Origin of the sequence: Bartonella elizabethae F9251 = ATCC 49927 (assembly GCF_000518165.1) — a bacterium.
In the GTDB taxonomy this organism is placed as follows: Bacteria; Pseudomonadota; Alphaproteobacteria; order Rhizobiales; family Rhizobiaceae; genus Bartonella; species Bartonella elizabethae.
Window position 1 is genome coordinate 149,188 of the sequence record NZ_JADB01000001.1, and the last position, 16,402, is coordinate 165,589.

Consider the following 16,402-nt stretch of genomic DNA (forward strand, 5'->3'; position numbering starts at 1 on the left):
TCAGGGCTTCTGTTTTTAATTTAAATGTATTCACCTCTTTCAAATTTTTTCGTTGATGAATGTTTTAAAGGAATGGCATGTTTATTACTTCACTTTTCTTGTATGTTTCCAACCACACACACGCTGACCTTGTTCGTTATGTTTGAGAATCTCTCTTGCCAACTCTGGACTAATGACACTGATGTCTTGTCTATTCAAATAAATTGGGAGCCATCCAATACAAGAAGTTCATTCATTCGTCGCGCAACCAGTTAGAAAGCTTATTGCGCACATCAGCATCACTTTTCTTGTTAATTTCATTTTCTACCTCAAGCCGTGTTTTCGCTGTATTAAAAGCTTCCTTTGTTTTTTTTTTGCTTCTCAACTCTTTTTCCAAGGAAAAAAGCCTTCACTAAAGCTATAAAAAAAGCTGCTATGATTGCTGACGTCGTCGTCAGATATTTTTTTATCCATAAGATCATAGGCGGTGTTCCTGAAAACGTTTAGCAATACATACCATAGCTGTACAAGCAGCTAAAACCATAATGCCTGCTAAAGCCCACTGAACGGGACCATTTCCTGCAAAAAGTCCTCCAAGCCCTGAAAAAGAGCCTATAATTGGTGCAAGAGCTTCTATTTTGCAAATCCCCGTTACGCCTTCTGATTCTACGACATGATAATTAGGCGCAACACGAGCTCCCTTTGCCCATAATCCTGCTTCGGCTGCTCGACGATTGACAAGACCTTGGATACGCTTTCCACCTACTCTTGTCCATTTTTGCAATTCAGTTGGTACCACTTCATATTCACCGTTATTGAGCTTTTTTAAAAGTGTAGATTTGCAAAAAGCCGTTATTCCTACATTATAGGAAAACGACACCAAAGCTGCGAATTGTTCATCGTTTAAAGGAACGGTAACAGCTTTTTCAACAACGACTTCACACTCCCTCAAGTCTTGGCAAAGGATTTCTTCAGCTTCTTTTTCGGTAATTTGCATGTCTTTATTGACACTTGGAGCGCCAGCTGCACTTGTATGCCCATAACCAATTGTCCATATTCCACCAGAATCCTCATAGGCGTTTAAACGTAAACCCTCCCATTGCTTAATCAGTGCAAGCCCTTCCGTTGATATTTTTCGCATTATTCTTAATCCTATAAAAAACCTACACAAAGCAGGACATAAATTCAAAACTTACATCTACTCAATTTTAAAGAACGAAACAGTGAAAGGGTTTAATTGAGATAAAACTACCTTAATGAACCTTATTAAAACCCATATCGTTTTTATTAGAGAAAAATCACGTTAACTACTATTCATTTTGTAGTAATTAACTTCCTTTTGAACCTAAATACAAAAATTTTTAATAAACCAATTTATAAACAGATATTTCATTTATAAATACAATTGATCTAGAATGATTTAGATAAAAATTATTTGAAATACTCCAATACTTTTAGAGAAAAATATCTTTTCAATAAAAAGTAAGAAATATAATAATTAACAAAATAATATGTATTGATTCTTAAATAATTTCAGAACCCATAACTTGCACTATATAAACTTTTATAAAAACAAAAAGAGATATTGTGATTAAACATTTCCATCCACCAAATTATCTTAGAATCAAAAGATAGAATACATAACATATTATACATATTTGATCAAAAAAGCTATAGTTAATTTAACTGTTCTTTATTTTTTCCTCTAATTGCTTAATTTCATTAAAAACATACCTTTATGAAGGATTTGAAATAAACTGTTACATAAATTTATTTATAAATAAATTATATTTACATGAAAACATAATGGATATTTTATCCTTCTTTTATAGCCTGTTTCCAACTGAAACAGTATATCAGAGGAGCGTATTTAATCTATAGATCAATGATATTTAATAATTTTTTAAAGAATATTGTACTGTAAAAAACTTGAGCGGAAGTCTTGGTTATGTTTTTTATTCATATGAATAACGCCTTGTTTTCTTAATATGAAGCGTTTTGGCAATGGCATTATCTTGTCTAGTGTTTATTGGCTACGTTTCCAGTAGCATCTTAAATAAATCAGTTTAGCTTGTAAAATCTTTTGAGGGGTAATAACACAAGGGATATAAAAGATTTTGATAAAAGCTGCTTGAAGTTAGAAAGGGAAATTTCTCTTTTCAGAATCTTCACCCATTTATGGAGTATAAAAATGGGATGCTTTGTGATAATGGTGGTAGATATGTCTCCCCATGAATGCGCACTGCTTTTAGTATATCCAAAACAATGATTCATACTTGGAGGCTTCAAAGCGCTACTTCTAAAGTCATATAAGTGAGGTAGAGTGATGAAATGGAGAAAAAAGAGATGCCAGCTTTTAATCAGAAAATACGGAGAAAATAACAACAAACTAAGTAATTATATAAGCCACAAGAGGTAGACTAAAAGATGGTCTAAAAATAGAAAATAAAGAAAAAATCTATATATTTAAATATTCTAAACATACAAATCGGTGCCGCATGCCGGATTCGAACCAGCGACCCCATCATTACGAATGATGTGCTCTACCAACTGAGCTAATGCGGCATAGGTTTGTAAGTCAATGAAACAAAACTAATTTGAGGGTAATAGCTAAAAGTATGTATAAAAGCAAGTATGCATTTTTTTCAATAATTTATAAGATGTGATAATAATTGAAGGAGAGAACTGCACAAAAGTCATGGAGGCAGTATTCTTGTGATTGTAACGCTATAAAATGCTTACCGATTTTATGATAGTGTTCAAATTAAGAAGCTGGAAACCTCTCTCTTTAGGATAGAAAATGGTGTTAAGAGATCTTAGCAAAGATAAAAATATTTTCTAATTCTAAGACATGGAAGAAATTTGTTAAATCAGTGCTCAGAAAACTAAAATTTATCATAAATCTTATATAATTTGAAAATGAGGCGAGTAAAATTAGTTGAAGGTTCTTTTCAACTTTATAGGAAGAAAAAGAGGGCGGGTTATTAAACTTAATCACGGTTTTTACTTGAGAGGAAGTAGGATCATGTCGGATGAAAATCGGCTGGTAGAACTAGAAATGAAGTTCGCTTACCAAGAAAAATTCATTGAGGAGCTTTGTTGTGTGGTCACTGATCAATGGAAAAGTTTGGAGAAGATATCTAAAAAGTTGATGTTTTAGCGAGATGCTTGGCAGATTCAGAAGAGAACAGCCTTAATGAAGCTGTTATTTTGCCATTTTCTCAATAAAGCAACAGGCTGATCTATAATATTTATCATTATTCAACTTGAATTGAAATCTTTAATACCGCAAGATTCTCTCATTTCAAATCTCTCTCATGTTTAATTAAGTAAAAACCATGTCTTTTGCACGCTACAAGCGGAAGGAGCCCCCCGTGTAGATAAAAACTATTAAGAAAGGGCTAAAAATACCTTTTATGAATCATCTCAAGTACCAAGGGCTGTTGCAACATTTTAGGGTTGATTGGCAAAGTATGTGATGGTGTTTGCTTGTTCCTTTACAAGCATAAAGATGGAGGTGCTGAATGGATTGAACATTATATCATTCATGGTTGACGTTGCGAATTGAGCTTGGGCATATTGAGAGATATTTTTTCAACAATTAATAAATAGCCTCTTGATTTTTTTAGAGGTGATAGGGTGAATATATTTCAATAGGAGGAAACTATGAAAATTTCTTTATCACGATTTTAGGTTATTTACAGACTAGTTTTTATTGAATGTATCTTTTAGCATGTAAAACAGTTTTTATAAACTTTTCAAAACTTCTCTTATTAAGAAAGGTTTTTGTAGAGTATAAAAAAGCAGCCAGAAAAAAATCGAGAGACTTCAATGTATTTCAATTTTTCGGTACAGAGTTTTCTTAGAGGCAGCAGGGACTAAATTTATTCGCTAATTTCTTTAAATTGATATAAATGAAATGATGTTATTGTTTAAAAATCATAATTGAATATATATTTATTATAATAAAGCGTTTTAATCCGTTTTTATGATCAAATGATTTTTAGTCATGTTGATAGGGTGAGGGGACTTTAGGCTACATCGGTTGTGTATAGTACAGAGAGTTCTATAAATCTTTTTCAGGTTTAAATGTTTTCTCCATTATATGTATATGATATTTTTTTGAAAAGGCCTTTGTTTTTCGTAAGTTAAGATACAAAATATGATTGCTAAAGCAGCAAAGATAATCCATGCTGGTAGATAAGTGAGAGTAATGCAAATTGAGGATAAAAAATCAGGCATTATCTTGCATAGAGATTGATTAAAATTATAGATATCTGTTTTCAGAAGATTTACGAGAATTCTATTAAGGGGGGTTATTGTCCAATGTGATGTGATGATGGAGTGTGCATTATCAATAACCAACGCTATAATTGTTAGTGTAACAAAAATGAAAGCCATTAATTTGAATAAAAAGCGAAGCATATTTCTCCTGTATTTTCAATGGAACATTCGCATAATGCACAGAAAGATAAGGAGTTGCATTATGACAAAAAAATAGATTTATGTTCTCTTTTATAATTTCTGTTGAAAAAAAAATATGTCGAAGATATCATCGATCCTTCGTGTAAAAATTACAATCAATATTGAGGGGGAGTGAGGAGTAATGCTTAAGAATGCGGATAATGGATTGAAGCGTAATCTTCAAAATCGCCACATTCAAATGATTGCTTTGGGTGGCGTTATAGGGACGGGGCTTTTTTATGGATCGACAGAGGCAATTCAATTGGCTGGTCCTTCGGCTATTCTAGCTTATCTTTTCGGGGGACTTATTATTTATTTCATTATGCGAATGCTTGGTGAAATGTCTGTAGAAGAACCAACATCGGGTGCTTTTAGTTTTTTTGCTTATAAATATTGGGGAAGTTTAGCAGGTTTCATAACAGGTTGGAATTATTGGTTTCTTTATATCCTCGTCAGTATGACTGAACTTACAGTGATTGGATTTTATCTAGATCATTGGATTTTGATTGATCATTGGAAGTCATCCTTTATTGTACTTTTGTTTGTCACACTCGTTAATTTATCGAATGTTCGTTTTTATGGAGAATTTGAATTTGGTTGTGCTTTAATCAAAGTTACTGCTGTTGTTGGTATGATTATTTTTGGGATTTTTCTCATTGTTTCTGGAATAGGGGAAAATCAAGCGAGTATCCATTATCTTTGGGATCACGGCGGTTTTTTTCCTTATGGAATTATAGGGGTTATTTTGGCGACTTCTGTCGTCATGTTTTCTTTTGGAGGAACCGAGCTTATTGGTGTTGCCGCTGGAGAGGCATCTAATCCACAAAAAACAATTCCGGCGGCTATTCGTCAAGTTATGTGGAGAATTATAATTTTTTATATTGGTTCTATCAGTGTTATTATGATAATCAGTCCGTGGGATATGATTGGAAAAAATGGTAGTCCTTTTGTGACAATTTTTGAAACTGTAGGAATTCCCGCTGCGGGGCATATTTTGAATTTTGTGGTTATTATGGCGGCTATTTCTGTTTACAATAGTGGCATTTATTCGAATGGTCGTATGCTTTATAGTTTAGCGATACAAAAAAATGCACCACATATTTTCAGTAAACTGAATGCTGCTCGTGTTCCTTATGTTGCTATCCTTTTTTCATCGTTTTGTACGGCAATAATCGTTGTTATTAATGCTCTCGTTCCTGATAATAGTTTTATGCGAATTATGGCTCTCGCAACTGCTGCGGCACTTATTACGTGGGCTATTATTGTTATTGTTCATTTAAAATTTCGAAAGGCACATAAGAACAGAAAAGGAAACTTTATTTATGCGTTTGGTTTATATCCTTACGCGAACTATCTTTGCTTATGCTTTCTTGTTTTATTATTTTGTATAATGCTTATAAGTGGTTTTGGGAAAAATGGATTAATGGCTCGACTTTTGGATATGGTAGGAATAAGAATACCTTTTCTTGAAACATATATTCCTGTACAGATGCCTGATATGAGTTTGGCAGTTATTATTATTCCTCTATGGTGCTTATTTTTACTTTTAGGCTATAAGCTTAAGCGATAACAATAGAAGGGGTAATATAAAGGGTTTGATTGGAATAAACCTTGGGAATTATAAAATTTGATAAGGTGACACAAGTCTTTGGTGAGTTGTGTGTTTTAAGGAATATTACTGTACAACTTACCGAAAGACGCATCGCCATTATTGGGGCAAATGGTTCTGGAAAAAGTACATTTGTGCGTCTTATCAATGGGCTTCAATTACCATCTCATGGTTTTGTAAGTGTTGATGGCCTTGATACAAAGCGTGATGCAAAGGCGGTAAAGCGTAAAGTAGGATTTGTTTTTCAAAATCCTGATAATCAAATTGTTTTACCCCTAGTGGAAGAAGATTTATCCTTTGGTCTTAAAAATTTGAAGCTTAGTAAGGACGAAATTAAGAAGCGTGTAGATGAAATTTTACAGCGCTATGAGCTTCAAGATTTCAGAAATCACGCTGTTCATTTATTAAGTGGTGGGCAAAAACAACTCGTTGCTATTTCCAGTGTCATTGCAATGAAACCAGATTACATTATTTTTGATGAGCCAACAACATTACTTGATTTGCGAAATAAGCATCGTGTTACGCAAGTGATAGAAGAATTACCACAAACGGCAATAGTTGTATCGCATGATTTGGAGTTTTTGAAAAAGTTTGATAGAGTACTGGTTTTTGATAAGGGGGAAATAGCAATTGATGATGTACCTTTTGTTGCTATTAAGGAATATATAAGAAGAATGTCATGATCGGTTTATATATTCCAAGGGATACATTTATTCATAGGTTAAGTCCTGGAGTTAAGTTATTATTTCTTACGGTATGTGGAACTTTTATAATAATGGTTTCATCTATACCACTTCTCGGACTCTTTTTATTATTTGTTGCCTTATTCTATAGAGTTGCCAAGGTTCCTTTTAGCACTGTGATAAAGCAGTTTAAATCGATGGGATTGCTTTTAGTTCTTCTATTTGTATTTCAAACTATTTGTAGTGGTTGGCTTACGGGAGTTGAGGTCATATTACGTCTTGTTATTCTCTTTTCTTTATCATCCCTTGTTTCATTCACAACAAAAGTTTCAGATATGGTGGATGCAATTGAAGTAGGGCTTCAGCCCTTTCGTTGTTTTGGTATAAATCCATCAAAAGTAAGTATGGTTCTCTCTATGGCGATCAGGTTTATTCCTCTTTTGAGTGAAAAGTTTAATGAAGTCCATGAAGCACAGCAAGCGCGGGCACTTAATACTAATATTGTCGCTCTTGCAATACCTTTAATTATACGAACCATAAGAATGGCTTCAGAAGTAGCTGAAGCATTGGAAGCACGTTCTTATGATGCTGATAATATTGATACAGGATCTCATCAATAATGAAAGTTTTTGATAGTGAAAGAAGAATCAAATGAATACAAAAGATTTAGTCTATATTGCTTTATTCGCAGCTATTTATGCTGTTTTAAGCCTCTTCCCTCCTGTTTATCTTCCTTTTCTTCTAGGAGTGCCTATTACAGCTCAGTCGATGGGACCAATGTTAGCAGGATCTATACTTGGGGCTAAGAGGGGAGCTCTCGCATCATTTCTTTTTCTTACTCTTGTTGCGATTGGATTGCCTCTATTACCTGGTGGTCGTGGTGGAATGAGTGTTTTTTCAGGAGTTACGAGTGGTTATCTCATTAGTTTCCCTTTTGCTGCATTTTTTATTGGCTTACTGGTTGAGTTATTTTGGAAGCACTTAAATTTTATACTCATATTCTTGATCAATACTGTGGGTGGTATAGGGGTTGTCTATGCTTTTGGTATTCCATGGACAGCCTATATGACACAAGTGCCTTTGCTGACAGTTTTAATAAGTTCATTAGCTTTTTTAATTGGTGGTTTTTTGAAAGTGCTCATTGCATCCTTTGTCGCGCTTACCATAAAAAAAACCGTCCCTCTCATTCATCCCAAGAAAGGATAGTTCTGATTCTTAGAATGGGGTCATGCCCCTGATGTAAAATAGAACGCCATTGCGTTGCCAATTCATGAGCTTGTTTTAAAGAAATATCTTTCAAGATACTTAAGCCCATTTCGCAACGACACCAGTAAAGGGTATAAAGATTAATCCATTGAGCACCACCTTCTTTACGCTTTTGAAGAAGCAATTCGGATAGGTACTATCATTATATTTTTCAGCCCTAAAATATTACAACAATCTTTAGCACTTGAGACCTTCATAAGAGACATTTTAGTTCTTTCTTGTATAGTTTTTATCCTCATATTCATCCCGCTTATGGTGTGCAAGCAAATGATTTTGATTGATTCAACATAAAAGAGAGTGGAAGTGAGAGAAAATCTTACGATATTTGGGGGAGCTAATTCAAGTTAAGCGCTGCTAGATTAGCATTAAAAATCAATGCATTAACTTAGTAGTCTGCTGTATTGTATGGCATAAAAAGCTTGAATACAAATAGTAATAAGACAAAGTATTTTTTATCTTAATTTTGTATTTTAATAAAAAAGAATATCTAGAAAAGAGAATTTTATTATATATTTAAATTTGTTTTATAACATATACCTTAGAAATAATATAATAAAAAATATTATTCAAAAATTATACAACTTATTTTTAATAAGTGATATAAATATAATGAATTATAAATTAATTTTAAACAAAATTTCATATAAAAAATAATATTTTTCATGTTTTAATTTTTATGTTAAATATAATATAGACAAAAAAATATAATTATGTTAATTTCATTACGAATATTTATTAATGGAGTTAAATAACAAAATGACTATAAAATATTTATTTTTAACATTTGCTATATTATTAATTTTTTTATCTGTTGTAAAAGCATCTGAATATAAAGATTTTCAATTAGATACATCTTTTAATACTTCTTATAATGTTTCTAAATCAAATTTAATTTTTAGTAAGAAGAGTGATACTTTATTAAATAAAGTTATTTTACCATCTCATCCTGGTAATCATAATGTATTTTGGGAAAATATGATATTTCTTTTTCAAACAGTAAAACGCGTGTATATTAATTTAGGAATGTATTTATATTCTTCAATATTTTCCATATTTAATTGGTAGATTATTTAATTTTTTAATAATAAAATAATTTTATCATCAATAAAATAAAGTAAAATCTCTTTATGTATTGTCGCAATGTTACATTATATAATTGTTCAAGTCCAAATTAATAAATTTTATAATCGGCTTCAAAAAATACTAATATTTTTGAAAACAATGAGAGTGATGAGTTTATTTGCAATCATTATTTTTGATTTTGCACCAATTTATTTTAAAATTTTACCTTATTGCAAGAGTATTGTAAGTTTTATTTTTGAAAGAAGATTTATAAGTCTTTTAAGTTTTAAAAGATGGATGAATAGCAATTTCATAAAGTTTTTAAAGAAAATGATGGGGGTAGGTGCAAAGCGATCAATCGCTTGATCATCTCCTTTTAATTTGGCTTTCCAACTTTCAAAAGCACCCACATCAATATTTTTTTAATAATGGAAATTACGTATTGCTTTATGCTTTTATGTTTCATGTTTTTTAATAGAGTGGTGTCCCTCACTCACAAAGAGAACAGCTCAAACGCGAATACCTATTGTTGTTAATTTACGAGTTTGTTTTCAAAAGGGCATTTTAAAGGCACGTTATACCTATGTCGTGACGATGCTTGTGAATGGTATAAAGCCCCCACGAATGATATATGAGGATACCTGCTTTTTTACAGTTATGAAGGAGCAAGTCGATACCATTATAAATTTTTGCCAGTTCCAAGATTGCTATAGCTCTTGGTTCTGACAATATGGCGCATATCATCAAAAATTTTTAGGTCCCAATTAACGTTGCAGTATGATAATTGTAATGAAATCCGAGAGATTCTTTAAAGATTCATCTTATTAAAAACGAAAGCATTTTAAGTGCTGGAATCAACGAACATATCTCAAGAAGAAGTATTGACTCACAATAATTAAGAGACATGTTGGAAAATTCTATTCTCTCACTTAAAAAACATTCGTAAAAACAGTAAATTATTAGCAATAAAAAAGAGAGTGGTGTCCGGAAGAGGCTAGCAGGGGCTTAGCAACAAGATTCAAAGTATATAAATATGTGTAAGAGCGTATTGATGTGTATAGTTTTTTATGTTCCAATAAAAAAATTAAGAATTAAAGAAAAAATTTCAAATCAAAAATTTAAGGTGGCCTAAAAGGTTGACGAGAAGGTAAATTAAGTGAGGGCAATTCATAGGTTATCAGCAGTATTCGTAAAGTTATATCCTCAAGATAAATATTGTGATGGGGCAGGGCTGTGGCTGAATGTTCGAAAAGACAATACACGTTCTTGGTTTTTTCGCTATACACATCACAATAAGCGCCGTGAAATGGGGCTTGGTTCTGTCACAAGACTTTCTTTAAAAGAAGCACGAGAACTTGCAAGATATTATAGCGATATTCTTAAAGAAGTTAATGATCCTATTGTCTTTCGAGAACAAACTTTCTTAAAACAGTAAAGCAATAGCTTTAAAGAAGTTGCGTAGGCGGCTTTTGAAAGTAAAAAAGCTGAGTTAAAAAATGAAGGCAAAAATGGGCGTTGGTTTTCTCCACTGGAATTGCATGTTATTCCACAGATAGGTAGCCTATCTATAGAAAAATTAACAGCAAATATCATTCGTAATGTTCTGGCACCTCTTTGGCATGAAGAAGCAGATACAGCGCGAAAAGCACTTAATCGTATTAACATTTGCTTGAAATATGCTGCAGCTCTTGGTTTAGATGTTGATCTACAAGCCTGTATGAAAGCGCGCGCCCTTTTAGGAAAAACTCGTGCTACACCGACAAATATTCCTGCTATGCCCATGGCAAGAAGTTCCGGTTTTTTATCAGAATTTGGATGATAAGATTCTTTCAAATTTAGCACTGAAGCTTCTGATTTTGACTGGAGTACGGTCATATCCATTGCGATATTTACGTCTTGAACAAATAAATAAGGATATATGGACAATACCGAAAGAAAATATGAAAGGTATTGTGGGAAAAGTTTCAGATTTTCGCGTGCCATTAAGTCGTGAAGTTTTGAAAGTGATTGAAAAATCTCTCCCTTTTGAGAAAAAAGGTTTTTTATTTGCTGGGAGTTCTGGAAAGCCTATATCTGATGTAACACTATCTAAATTCATGAAAGACAAAGGTTTTGATTATAGGCCCCATGGTTTCAGATCTAGTCTTCGTGACTGGATAGCAGAGACAACGTCAACACCATTTGAAATTGCCGAAACTGTTCTTGCACATTCAGTTGGGAGTTTAGTGACAAAAGCTTATATGCGAACAGATTTTTTAGAACAACGACATGCTCTCTTGGAACAGTGGGCTGCATTTATAACAGGAGATGCTTGACAGGGTTATAACAATGTGTCTATTGTCGAATCAGGTGCCTCAAAAACACCTTAAATCGATAGCGGATAGATTTTGCCGAAACAATCTTTTCTCCGCACACTAAAGACTTTGACTCACTGTATGCGTGTAGCATATAAAGATTCTGTCGGGTGTAGCTATGCCATACAATACCCGTTTGGGAAAAGCATAGCGACGGACTATCGACCGTGTTTTTGAGCACCCGGCACTCTTATGGAGTGTCAATCAAAAACCTCTAATCGATAGGAGTTCATTATGAACGTTCTTATAAAAATATCAGAAGAAACGATTGATGGCGATACTGTTCAGACGGTAAATGCACGCGAGTTACATGAATTCATGGAAATAGGAAAACGTTTCGCTACTTGGATTACGGATCGTATTAATCAATATACATTTGAAGAAGGAAAAGACTTTATAAAAACACAAGATTTGCGGTTCCCAAAATTGGGAAGCGCAAAATCTAGAACTGTTACAGCAATAGAATACCATCTCACTTTAGATATGGCGAAAGAACTCTCAATGGTTGAACGCAATGAGAAAGGTAGGCAGGCACGCCGTTACTTTATTGAGTGTGAGAAAAAGTTAAAAAGCCAATCTGTTGATTATGACAATGATAAACGCTTTGATTTACCAAGTCATTGGGAAGGTATGAATGCTGGTGAAAAAGCTTTGTATCTTTTAGGTCCTATTCATGTTCGTCTTGTTGATGCTTTTAGAGTAGATGAAGAGAACAGAAAATATAAAGCTCTTATTAAAGAAGCAAAGCAGGTTTTAGCAAGATCTGTTGTGAAAGCAGCTTAATTTTAAAAGTATGGTTTATCTCCCCGTTTTAAAAGCGGGGAGGGAATTATGAGACAAATCTCTTGACATGAGCCTTAAATGTAGTACAAATAGATAGGAGATTGAGTCAAATGGGTAAAATTCAAGCACGCATCCCTGATGAAGTTCAAGAAGTTGCAAGCGCAGTGATAAAATCTACGGGTTTGACTGTATCGGATGCGGTCCGTATGTTTATGACCCGAATTGCTAGAGATAGAGCATTGCCACTTGATCTCTTTCAACCCAATCCAGAAACATTGCAAGCTATTGAAGATGCAGAGATGGGGCGTGTCGAACGTACGTCATTGGATGATTTGCGTGCCATGATTCGTGCGGATAAAGCAGAAGTATATAAATCTGCAAAGTGATTTTGGTTAGCTATGCGGGAAATTGTTTATACGAAGTCTTTTCGGCATGATCTTAAACGTGAAAATAGGGGGAAATATGCTGATACATTAGAGACAGACTTGCTGCTTGTGATCAAAGCATTAGCGGAAAACGAACCCTTAAAAATGCAGTGGAGAGATCACGCACTAACAGGGCAATGGCGAAACTGTCGTGATTGCCATATTAAACCAGATCTCGTTTTGATCTATCGAAAGCCTGATGATGAAACTTTAGAACTTTTACGGCTTGGTTCACATTCTGAACTGCGTTTATGATAATTTTTCAAGTTTTTGAAAACTATTGTTTTAAATCTTTAATGTAGAAATAAATGCTTCATTCCTTAATTTTGCATCCGCCACTAAATCACTCCACTCTATTATTTCAACAGATCCTCGAAAATCACCTTGTAGAGGATTAGTTCTCCCTCGCCCATTAGCTGTTTTCTGCCATGTTGACGTTTGCGTTTTAAGTTCACCTTCTATATCGGCAATAATATAACAATAAAAAACACACTGCTCTGAAATATTTATTTTTTTATTATCAAATGTCTTTATACTTTTTCCTTTAAGTTCATTGAGATATTTGTTTATTTGATTCATGGGTGAGTAACCCGCTTTATATTTTTTCTGACCTGGTCTTTTAAACTCCACCAACATTAACTTATCCAGATCTGCATCAAGACGACCTTCAAGTCCTAAAGCATATAATTGATCATAACATAATAAATCAGGACGACCTTTTTCTGTACTATTCTTTGCGATTTTTTTGATAGACATATCCGAAGCGAAGTATCTTGTAAATGTTAATCGCTCATCAATAATCCATAAATCATGCGTTAAATTTTCTTGAGATTTAGGATCATCCCCCCTAACACGCATTGGACAAATAAGTTCATGCAACGTTTTCTCTAAATGCGGTACGTCTTGACCGTTAACATTTTTCTTAACCTCTATTACTAATTCTCCTAAAATATCAAGTATAACTTTACGACGGATAACATACTCTGCTAATTGTCTTGTTTCTTCATCTTTAATTTCTTTTGCAAGTTCAGAAACTTTCTCGGAAAAGCTATATGTATTGGTATTCCCTTCAGTAATTTCACGGTATATTTTTTCAATTCTCAAATTTTGCTTTTTTTCTCTTCTAAGCTTATGAATAGCCAGTGTCTTAACAAAGTCTTCTGTATCCTTTGCAGATTTGGGAAGTTTTTCTAATAATTTTTCATAACTATCAAAACAATACGAAGGGTGTGTTCTACAAAATTCTTTTAATTTATTTAAACGTTTTTCTTCGTACTCTTTATTTTCTGGAGCAAGAACGCTATTTACAATATTGTTAGCAACGGAACGTAAAATATCTTTCAATATTTTATCCTTAAAGGAAAAATGCGTTCTTTCTTGATTAACTCTATCATCTAAATACTGACCACTTATACAACCATGATACACCAACCCCTGCTCTCCAAATTTTCCGAAACCAATAAGGTTATCTATACTTTCAGTAGTAACAGTACGGTCATGTGCGAAAAGATGCAGATAGTGGTTCTTCCCTTTAAAGTTACGGTTAGCATCTGCCATGCAAATAAAATTACGAATTTTTAATAAACCAAAATCTGCGGTTTCAAGTGTAGTATCTCCTCTATTTTCTACTAAATATTTTTTAACTTTCTGTGCTAAATCAAAAGACATCTGATCATCACAAAAAGTTATTTTAGGAAGTTGTTCTAAAATTAAATCTGAAAAAAAATGTGTCCCAATATGATCGATAATTGCTTCAGTTTCACGTGGAAAGTGTTTTTGATACGCAGAATCTCTTAAACCAGTAAAAATAATTTCTGTTCCCGTTATCTCTTGATTAATAAGAGGTATTTTTGAATGATCAATAATTTGGTTTTCTTCATCTAAACAAAACTTAAAGCTTCTTTGGTAAAGCTGATCTTTTTCGAAGAATACACTGTTAACCCGTATTTCATGAAAGGCATTCAACCATAGCAGCCGTCCAACCCCTTTTCCTCCTTTTTTAAATTTAAAATTAGTATCCACAGTACGAAAAGCTTGAAAGTGCTCATCATCCAACCCTATACCATTGTCTTTAATTATAATTTTAAGTGATTCATTATCCTCTATATCGTTGATTTTTATATCTATATTACCTGCGCTTCTGTAATCCTCTTGCTTAGAATCTTCAAGCGCATGAATAGCGTTGCTTACCGCTTCAAAAACAGGCTGCAAAGCTTCGATTTCAGTGGATGGTTTAGGAAAACGACAAACCCGTCCAGCAAGATTTTCTTTCATAGAAAACTTTTCAGTTTTATTTTTTTCTTGTTTTTGAACTGAAACACTTCTCATAATTATTTCCACTTTTTTAGCTAATAATACTAAGAAATATGCCTATTAAACGCATCTAAATTAATAATTTGTTATTATAGAGCAAATTTCAATTTTTTGAAAACCACTGTTTGAGATGTGCAAAGATATTGTCTATGGATCCATTAGATGCGCGAAATTGATAATTCATTTGCTAAACAGTTTTGCACGTTTCAGAGTGTATTTAGAGTCGGATATTTGGTTTTTGTGTAAAAATATTTTCTACAGCATCTAGGATCCGTGAAAAATCAAGCGCTAATAAAAGTATAATGAGTACAATCCATTTCGTATAACGTGACATTACTTTCACGCTTTTATAGATCATGATAATTTCTTGGAGGATTTCTTTTTCCGCTTCTGTAAGCTCTATATCGTCTTTTATTCTTTTTCTAGCCATGTTTCCATCCACACAAACGTTCACCTAGAGTGTTATGTTTTAAGATATCCCTTGCTAAGCTTGAACTGATGACGTTAACATCTCTTTTGTTTAAATAAATGGGTAACCAACCAACACAAGAGACATACTTATTTGCCCCGCAGCCAACGAGAGAGAGCAGTGCGCACATCAGTGTCATTTTTTTGATTAACTTCATTTTCCACCTCCAGACGTGTTTTTGCTGCCTTTAAAGTTGTTTCTGTTTGCTTTTGCTGTTCTGCTTTTTTGCCAAACATGAAAGCTTTGGCTAAAGCCATAAAAAAGCGGCAAAAGCCGCACTTGTTATCGCCAAATTCTTTTTCATCCATAAGATCATAGTCGGTGCTCCTGAAAGCGTTTGGCAACAAAGAAAAGACCAACACCTGCAGCTAAAACCATGATGGTGGCAAGTGCCCATTGTACTGGACCATTGCCCGCTAATAAGCCGCCAAGACCTGAAAAAGAGCCAATGACTGGTGCCAATGCTTCTGCTTTAAAGAGAGCTGTTGAATCCTTTGTTTCTACGGTTTGATAGTTGGAGGAAACATAAGTGCCTTTCGCCCATAATCCGGCTTCTGCGACACGCCGGTGGACAAGACCTTGCAAGCGTTTACCACCCGCTTTGGTCCATTTTTGTAATTCGGCCGGTACTGCTTCATATTCACCGTTATTAAGCTTTTTTAGCAGGGTGGAATTACAAAAAGCTGTTGTTCCTACATTATAGCAAAAGGAAAACAATGCCGCGAATTGCTAAGAATTTAAAGAGACTGTAACGGCTTTTGCAACAGTGTTTTCAAATTGTCTTAAGTCTTTACAAAGAAGATCTTCGGCTTGTTTTTCCGTAATTGTCATGCCCTTGTGAACAAAAGGTTTTCCGGCACTGTTTGTATGTCCATAACCGATTGTCCACACACCGATGGCGTCTTTATAGGCGCCTAAGCGCAAGCCTTCCCATTGTTTTATGAGTGCAAGCCCTTCTTGTGATATTTTTCGCATAAAGTTCTCCATTAAAAAAG

13 protein-coding genes, 1 tRNA gene and 5 pseudogenes are annotated in these 16,402 nt (G+C 33.7%); 10 read left to right on the plus strand and 9 right to left on the minus strand.

Features of this window, described 5'->3' with window-relative positions; genetic code table 11:
- Positions 1 to 232: 232 nt before the first annotated feature.
- The 3 genes and pseudogenes from T429_RS09660 to T429_RS0100655 form a co-directional block, all read right to left on the minus strand.
- Positions 233 to 461: pseudogene (locus tag T429_RS09660) on the minus strand (hypothetical protein).
- The gene (locus T429_RS0100650; RefSeq protein ID WP_005774076.1) at positions 458 to 1,120 is read right to left on the minus strand and encodes a lysozyme; all 663 of its coding nucleotides are present in this window, start codon (positions 1,118 to 1,120) and stop codon (positions 458 to 460) included. Before T429_RS0100650 ends, T429_RS09660 begins: the two are co-directional and overlap by 4 nt.
- Positions 1,121 to 2,471: 1,351 nt before the next feature.
- Positions 2,472 to 2,544: transfer RNA gene (locus T429_RS0100655), tRNA-Thr, on the minus strand.
- A gap of 460 nt (positions 2,545 to 3,004) precedes the next feature.
- On the opposite strand from T429_RS0100655, the gene T429_RS10160 reads away from it, so the two are divergent.
- The 5 genes from T429_RS10160 (at position 3,005) to T429_RS0100680 (ending at position 7,941) form a co-directional block, all read left to right on the plus strand.
- Positions 3,005 to 3,139: a SlyX family protein gene (locus T429_RS10160; protein WP_005774075.1), complete on the plus strand. Its 135-nt coding sequence runs from the start codon at positions 3,005 to 3,007 to the stop codon at positions 3,137 to 3,139.
- A gap of 1,446 nt (positions 3,140 to 4,585) precedes the next feature.
- The gene (locus T429_RS0100665) at positions 4,586 to 6,013 is read left to right on the plus strand and encodes an amino acid permease (RefSeq protein ID WP_005774073.1); all 1,428 of its coding nucleotides are present in this window, start codon (positions 4,586 to 4,588) and stop codon (positions 6,011 to 6,013) included.
- 41 nt (positions 6,014 to 6,054) lie between these two features.
- Positions 6,055 to 6,735, plus strand: coding sequence for an energy-coupling factor ABC transporter ATP-binding protein (locus tag T429_RS0100670; RefSeq protein WP_005774071.1), 681 nt, complete (start codon positions 6,055 to 6,057; stop codon positions 6,733 to 6,735).
- Positions 6,732 to 7,355, plus strand: coding sequence for an energy-coupling factor transporter transmembrane component T family protein (locus T429_RS0100675; protein WP_005774070.1), 624 nt, complete (start codon positions 6,732 to 6,734; stop codon positions 7,353 to 7,355). Before T429_RS0100670 ends, T429_RS0100675 begins: the two co-directional genes overlap by 4 nt.
- A gap of 31 nt (positions 7,356 to 7,386) precedes the next feature.
- Positions 7,387 to 7,941: a biotin transporter BioY gene (locus T429_RS0100680; RefSeq protein WP_005774069.1), complete on the plus strand. Its 555-nt coding sequence runs from the start codon at positions 7,387 to 7,389 to the stop codon at positions 7,939 to 7,941.
- A gap of 13 nt (positions 7,942 to 7,954) precedes the next feature.
- Here T429_RS0100680 and T429_RS11240 read toward each other — a convergent pair.
- Positions 7,955 to 8,125, minus strand: a pseudogene (locus T429_RS11240) (integrase); the annotation flags it as partial.
- A gap of 632 nt (positions 8,126 to 8,757) precedes the next feature.
- Between T429_RS11240 and T429_RS0100690 the strand changes: the two are divergent.
- The 5 genes and pseudogenes from T429_RS0100690 to T429_RS0100725 all read left to right on the plus strand — a co-directional run bounded on the left by T429_RS0100690 (position 8,758) and on the right by T429_RS0100725 (position 12,880).
- Positions 8,758 to 9,066: a hypothetical protein gene (locus tag T429_RS0100690; protein WP_005774068.1), complete on the plus strand. Its 309-nt coding sequence runs from the start codon at positions 8,758 to 8,760 to the stop codon at positions 9,064 to 9,066.
- Between the two features lie 1,153 nt (positions 9,067 to 10,219).
- Positions 10,220 to 11,378, plus strand: a pseudogene (locus tag T429_RS10930) (tyrosine-type recombinase/integrase).
- Between the two features lie 273 nt (positions 11,379 to 11,651).
- Positions 11,652 to 12,200 (plus strand): antA/AntB antirepressor family protein, encoded by a 549-nt coding sequence (locus tag T429_RS0100715; RefSeq protein ID WP_005774064.1) that lies wholly within the window; start codon positions 11,652 to 11,654, stop codon positions 12,198 to 12,200.
- 110 nt (positions 12,201 to 12,310) lie between these two features.
- Positions 12,311 to 12,586 (plus strand): type II toxin-antitoxin system RelB/DinJ family antitoxin, encoded by a 276-nt coding sequence (locus tag T429_RS0100720; protein ID WP_005774063.1) that lies wholly within the window; start codon positions 12,311 to 12,313, stop codon positions 12,584 to 12,586.
- 12 nt (positions 12,587 to 12,598) lie between these two features.
- Positions 12,599 to 12,880, plus strand: a complete 282-nt coding sequence (locus T429_RS0100725; RefSeq protein WP_005774062.1) for a type II toxin-antitoxin system YafQ family toxin — start codon at positions 12,599 to 12,601, stop codon at positions 12,878 to 12,880.
- Between the two features lie 30 nt (positions 12,881 to 12,910).
- Here the strand turns inward: T429_RS0100725 and T429_RS0100730 are convergent, their stop codons facing one another.
- From T429_RS0100730 to T429_RS10940, 5 genes and pseudogenes are all read right to left on the minus strand, one after another.
- On the minus strand, positions 12,911 to 14,953 hold the full coding sequence (locus tag T429_RS0100730; protein ID WP_005774061.1) for an ATP-binding protein: 2,043 nt from the start codon (positions 14,951 to 14,953) through the stop codon (positions 12,911 to 12,913).
- A gap of 202 nt (positions 14,954 to 15,155) precedes the next feature.
- A complete protein-coding gene (locus tag T429_RS0100735; protein ID WP_005774059.1) occupies positions 15,156 to 15,368 on the minus strand; it encodes a hypothetical protein in 213 nt (70 codons plus the stop codon).
- Positions 15,361 to 15,564, minus strand: coding sequence for a hypothetical protein (locus tag T429_RS11245; RefSeq protein WP_005775011.1), 204 nt, complete (start codon positions 15,562 to 15,564; stop codon positions 15,361 to 15,363). Before T429_RS11245 ends, T429_RS0100735 begins: the two co-directional genes overlap by 8 nt.
- Positions 15,497 to 15,723 (minus strand): annotated as a pseudogene (locus T429_RS0100745) (hypothetical protein). Before T429_RS0100745 ends, T429_RS11245 begins: the two are co-directional and overlap by 68 nt.
- Positions 15,720 to 16,382, minus strand: a pseudogene (locus tag T429_RS10940) (lysozyme). Before T429_RS10940 ends, T429_RS0100745 begins: the two co-directional pseudogenes overlap by 4 nt.
- Positions 16,383 to 16,402 lie beyond the last annotated feature (20 nt).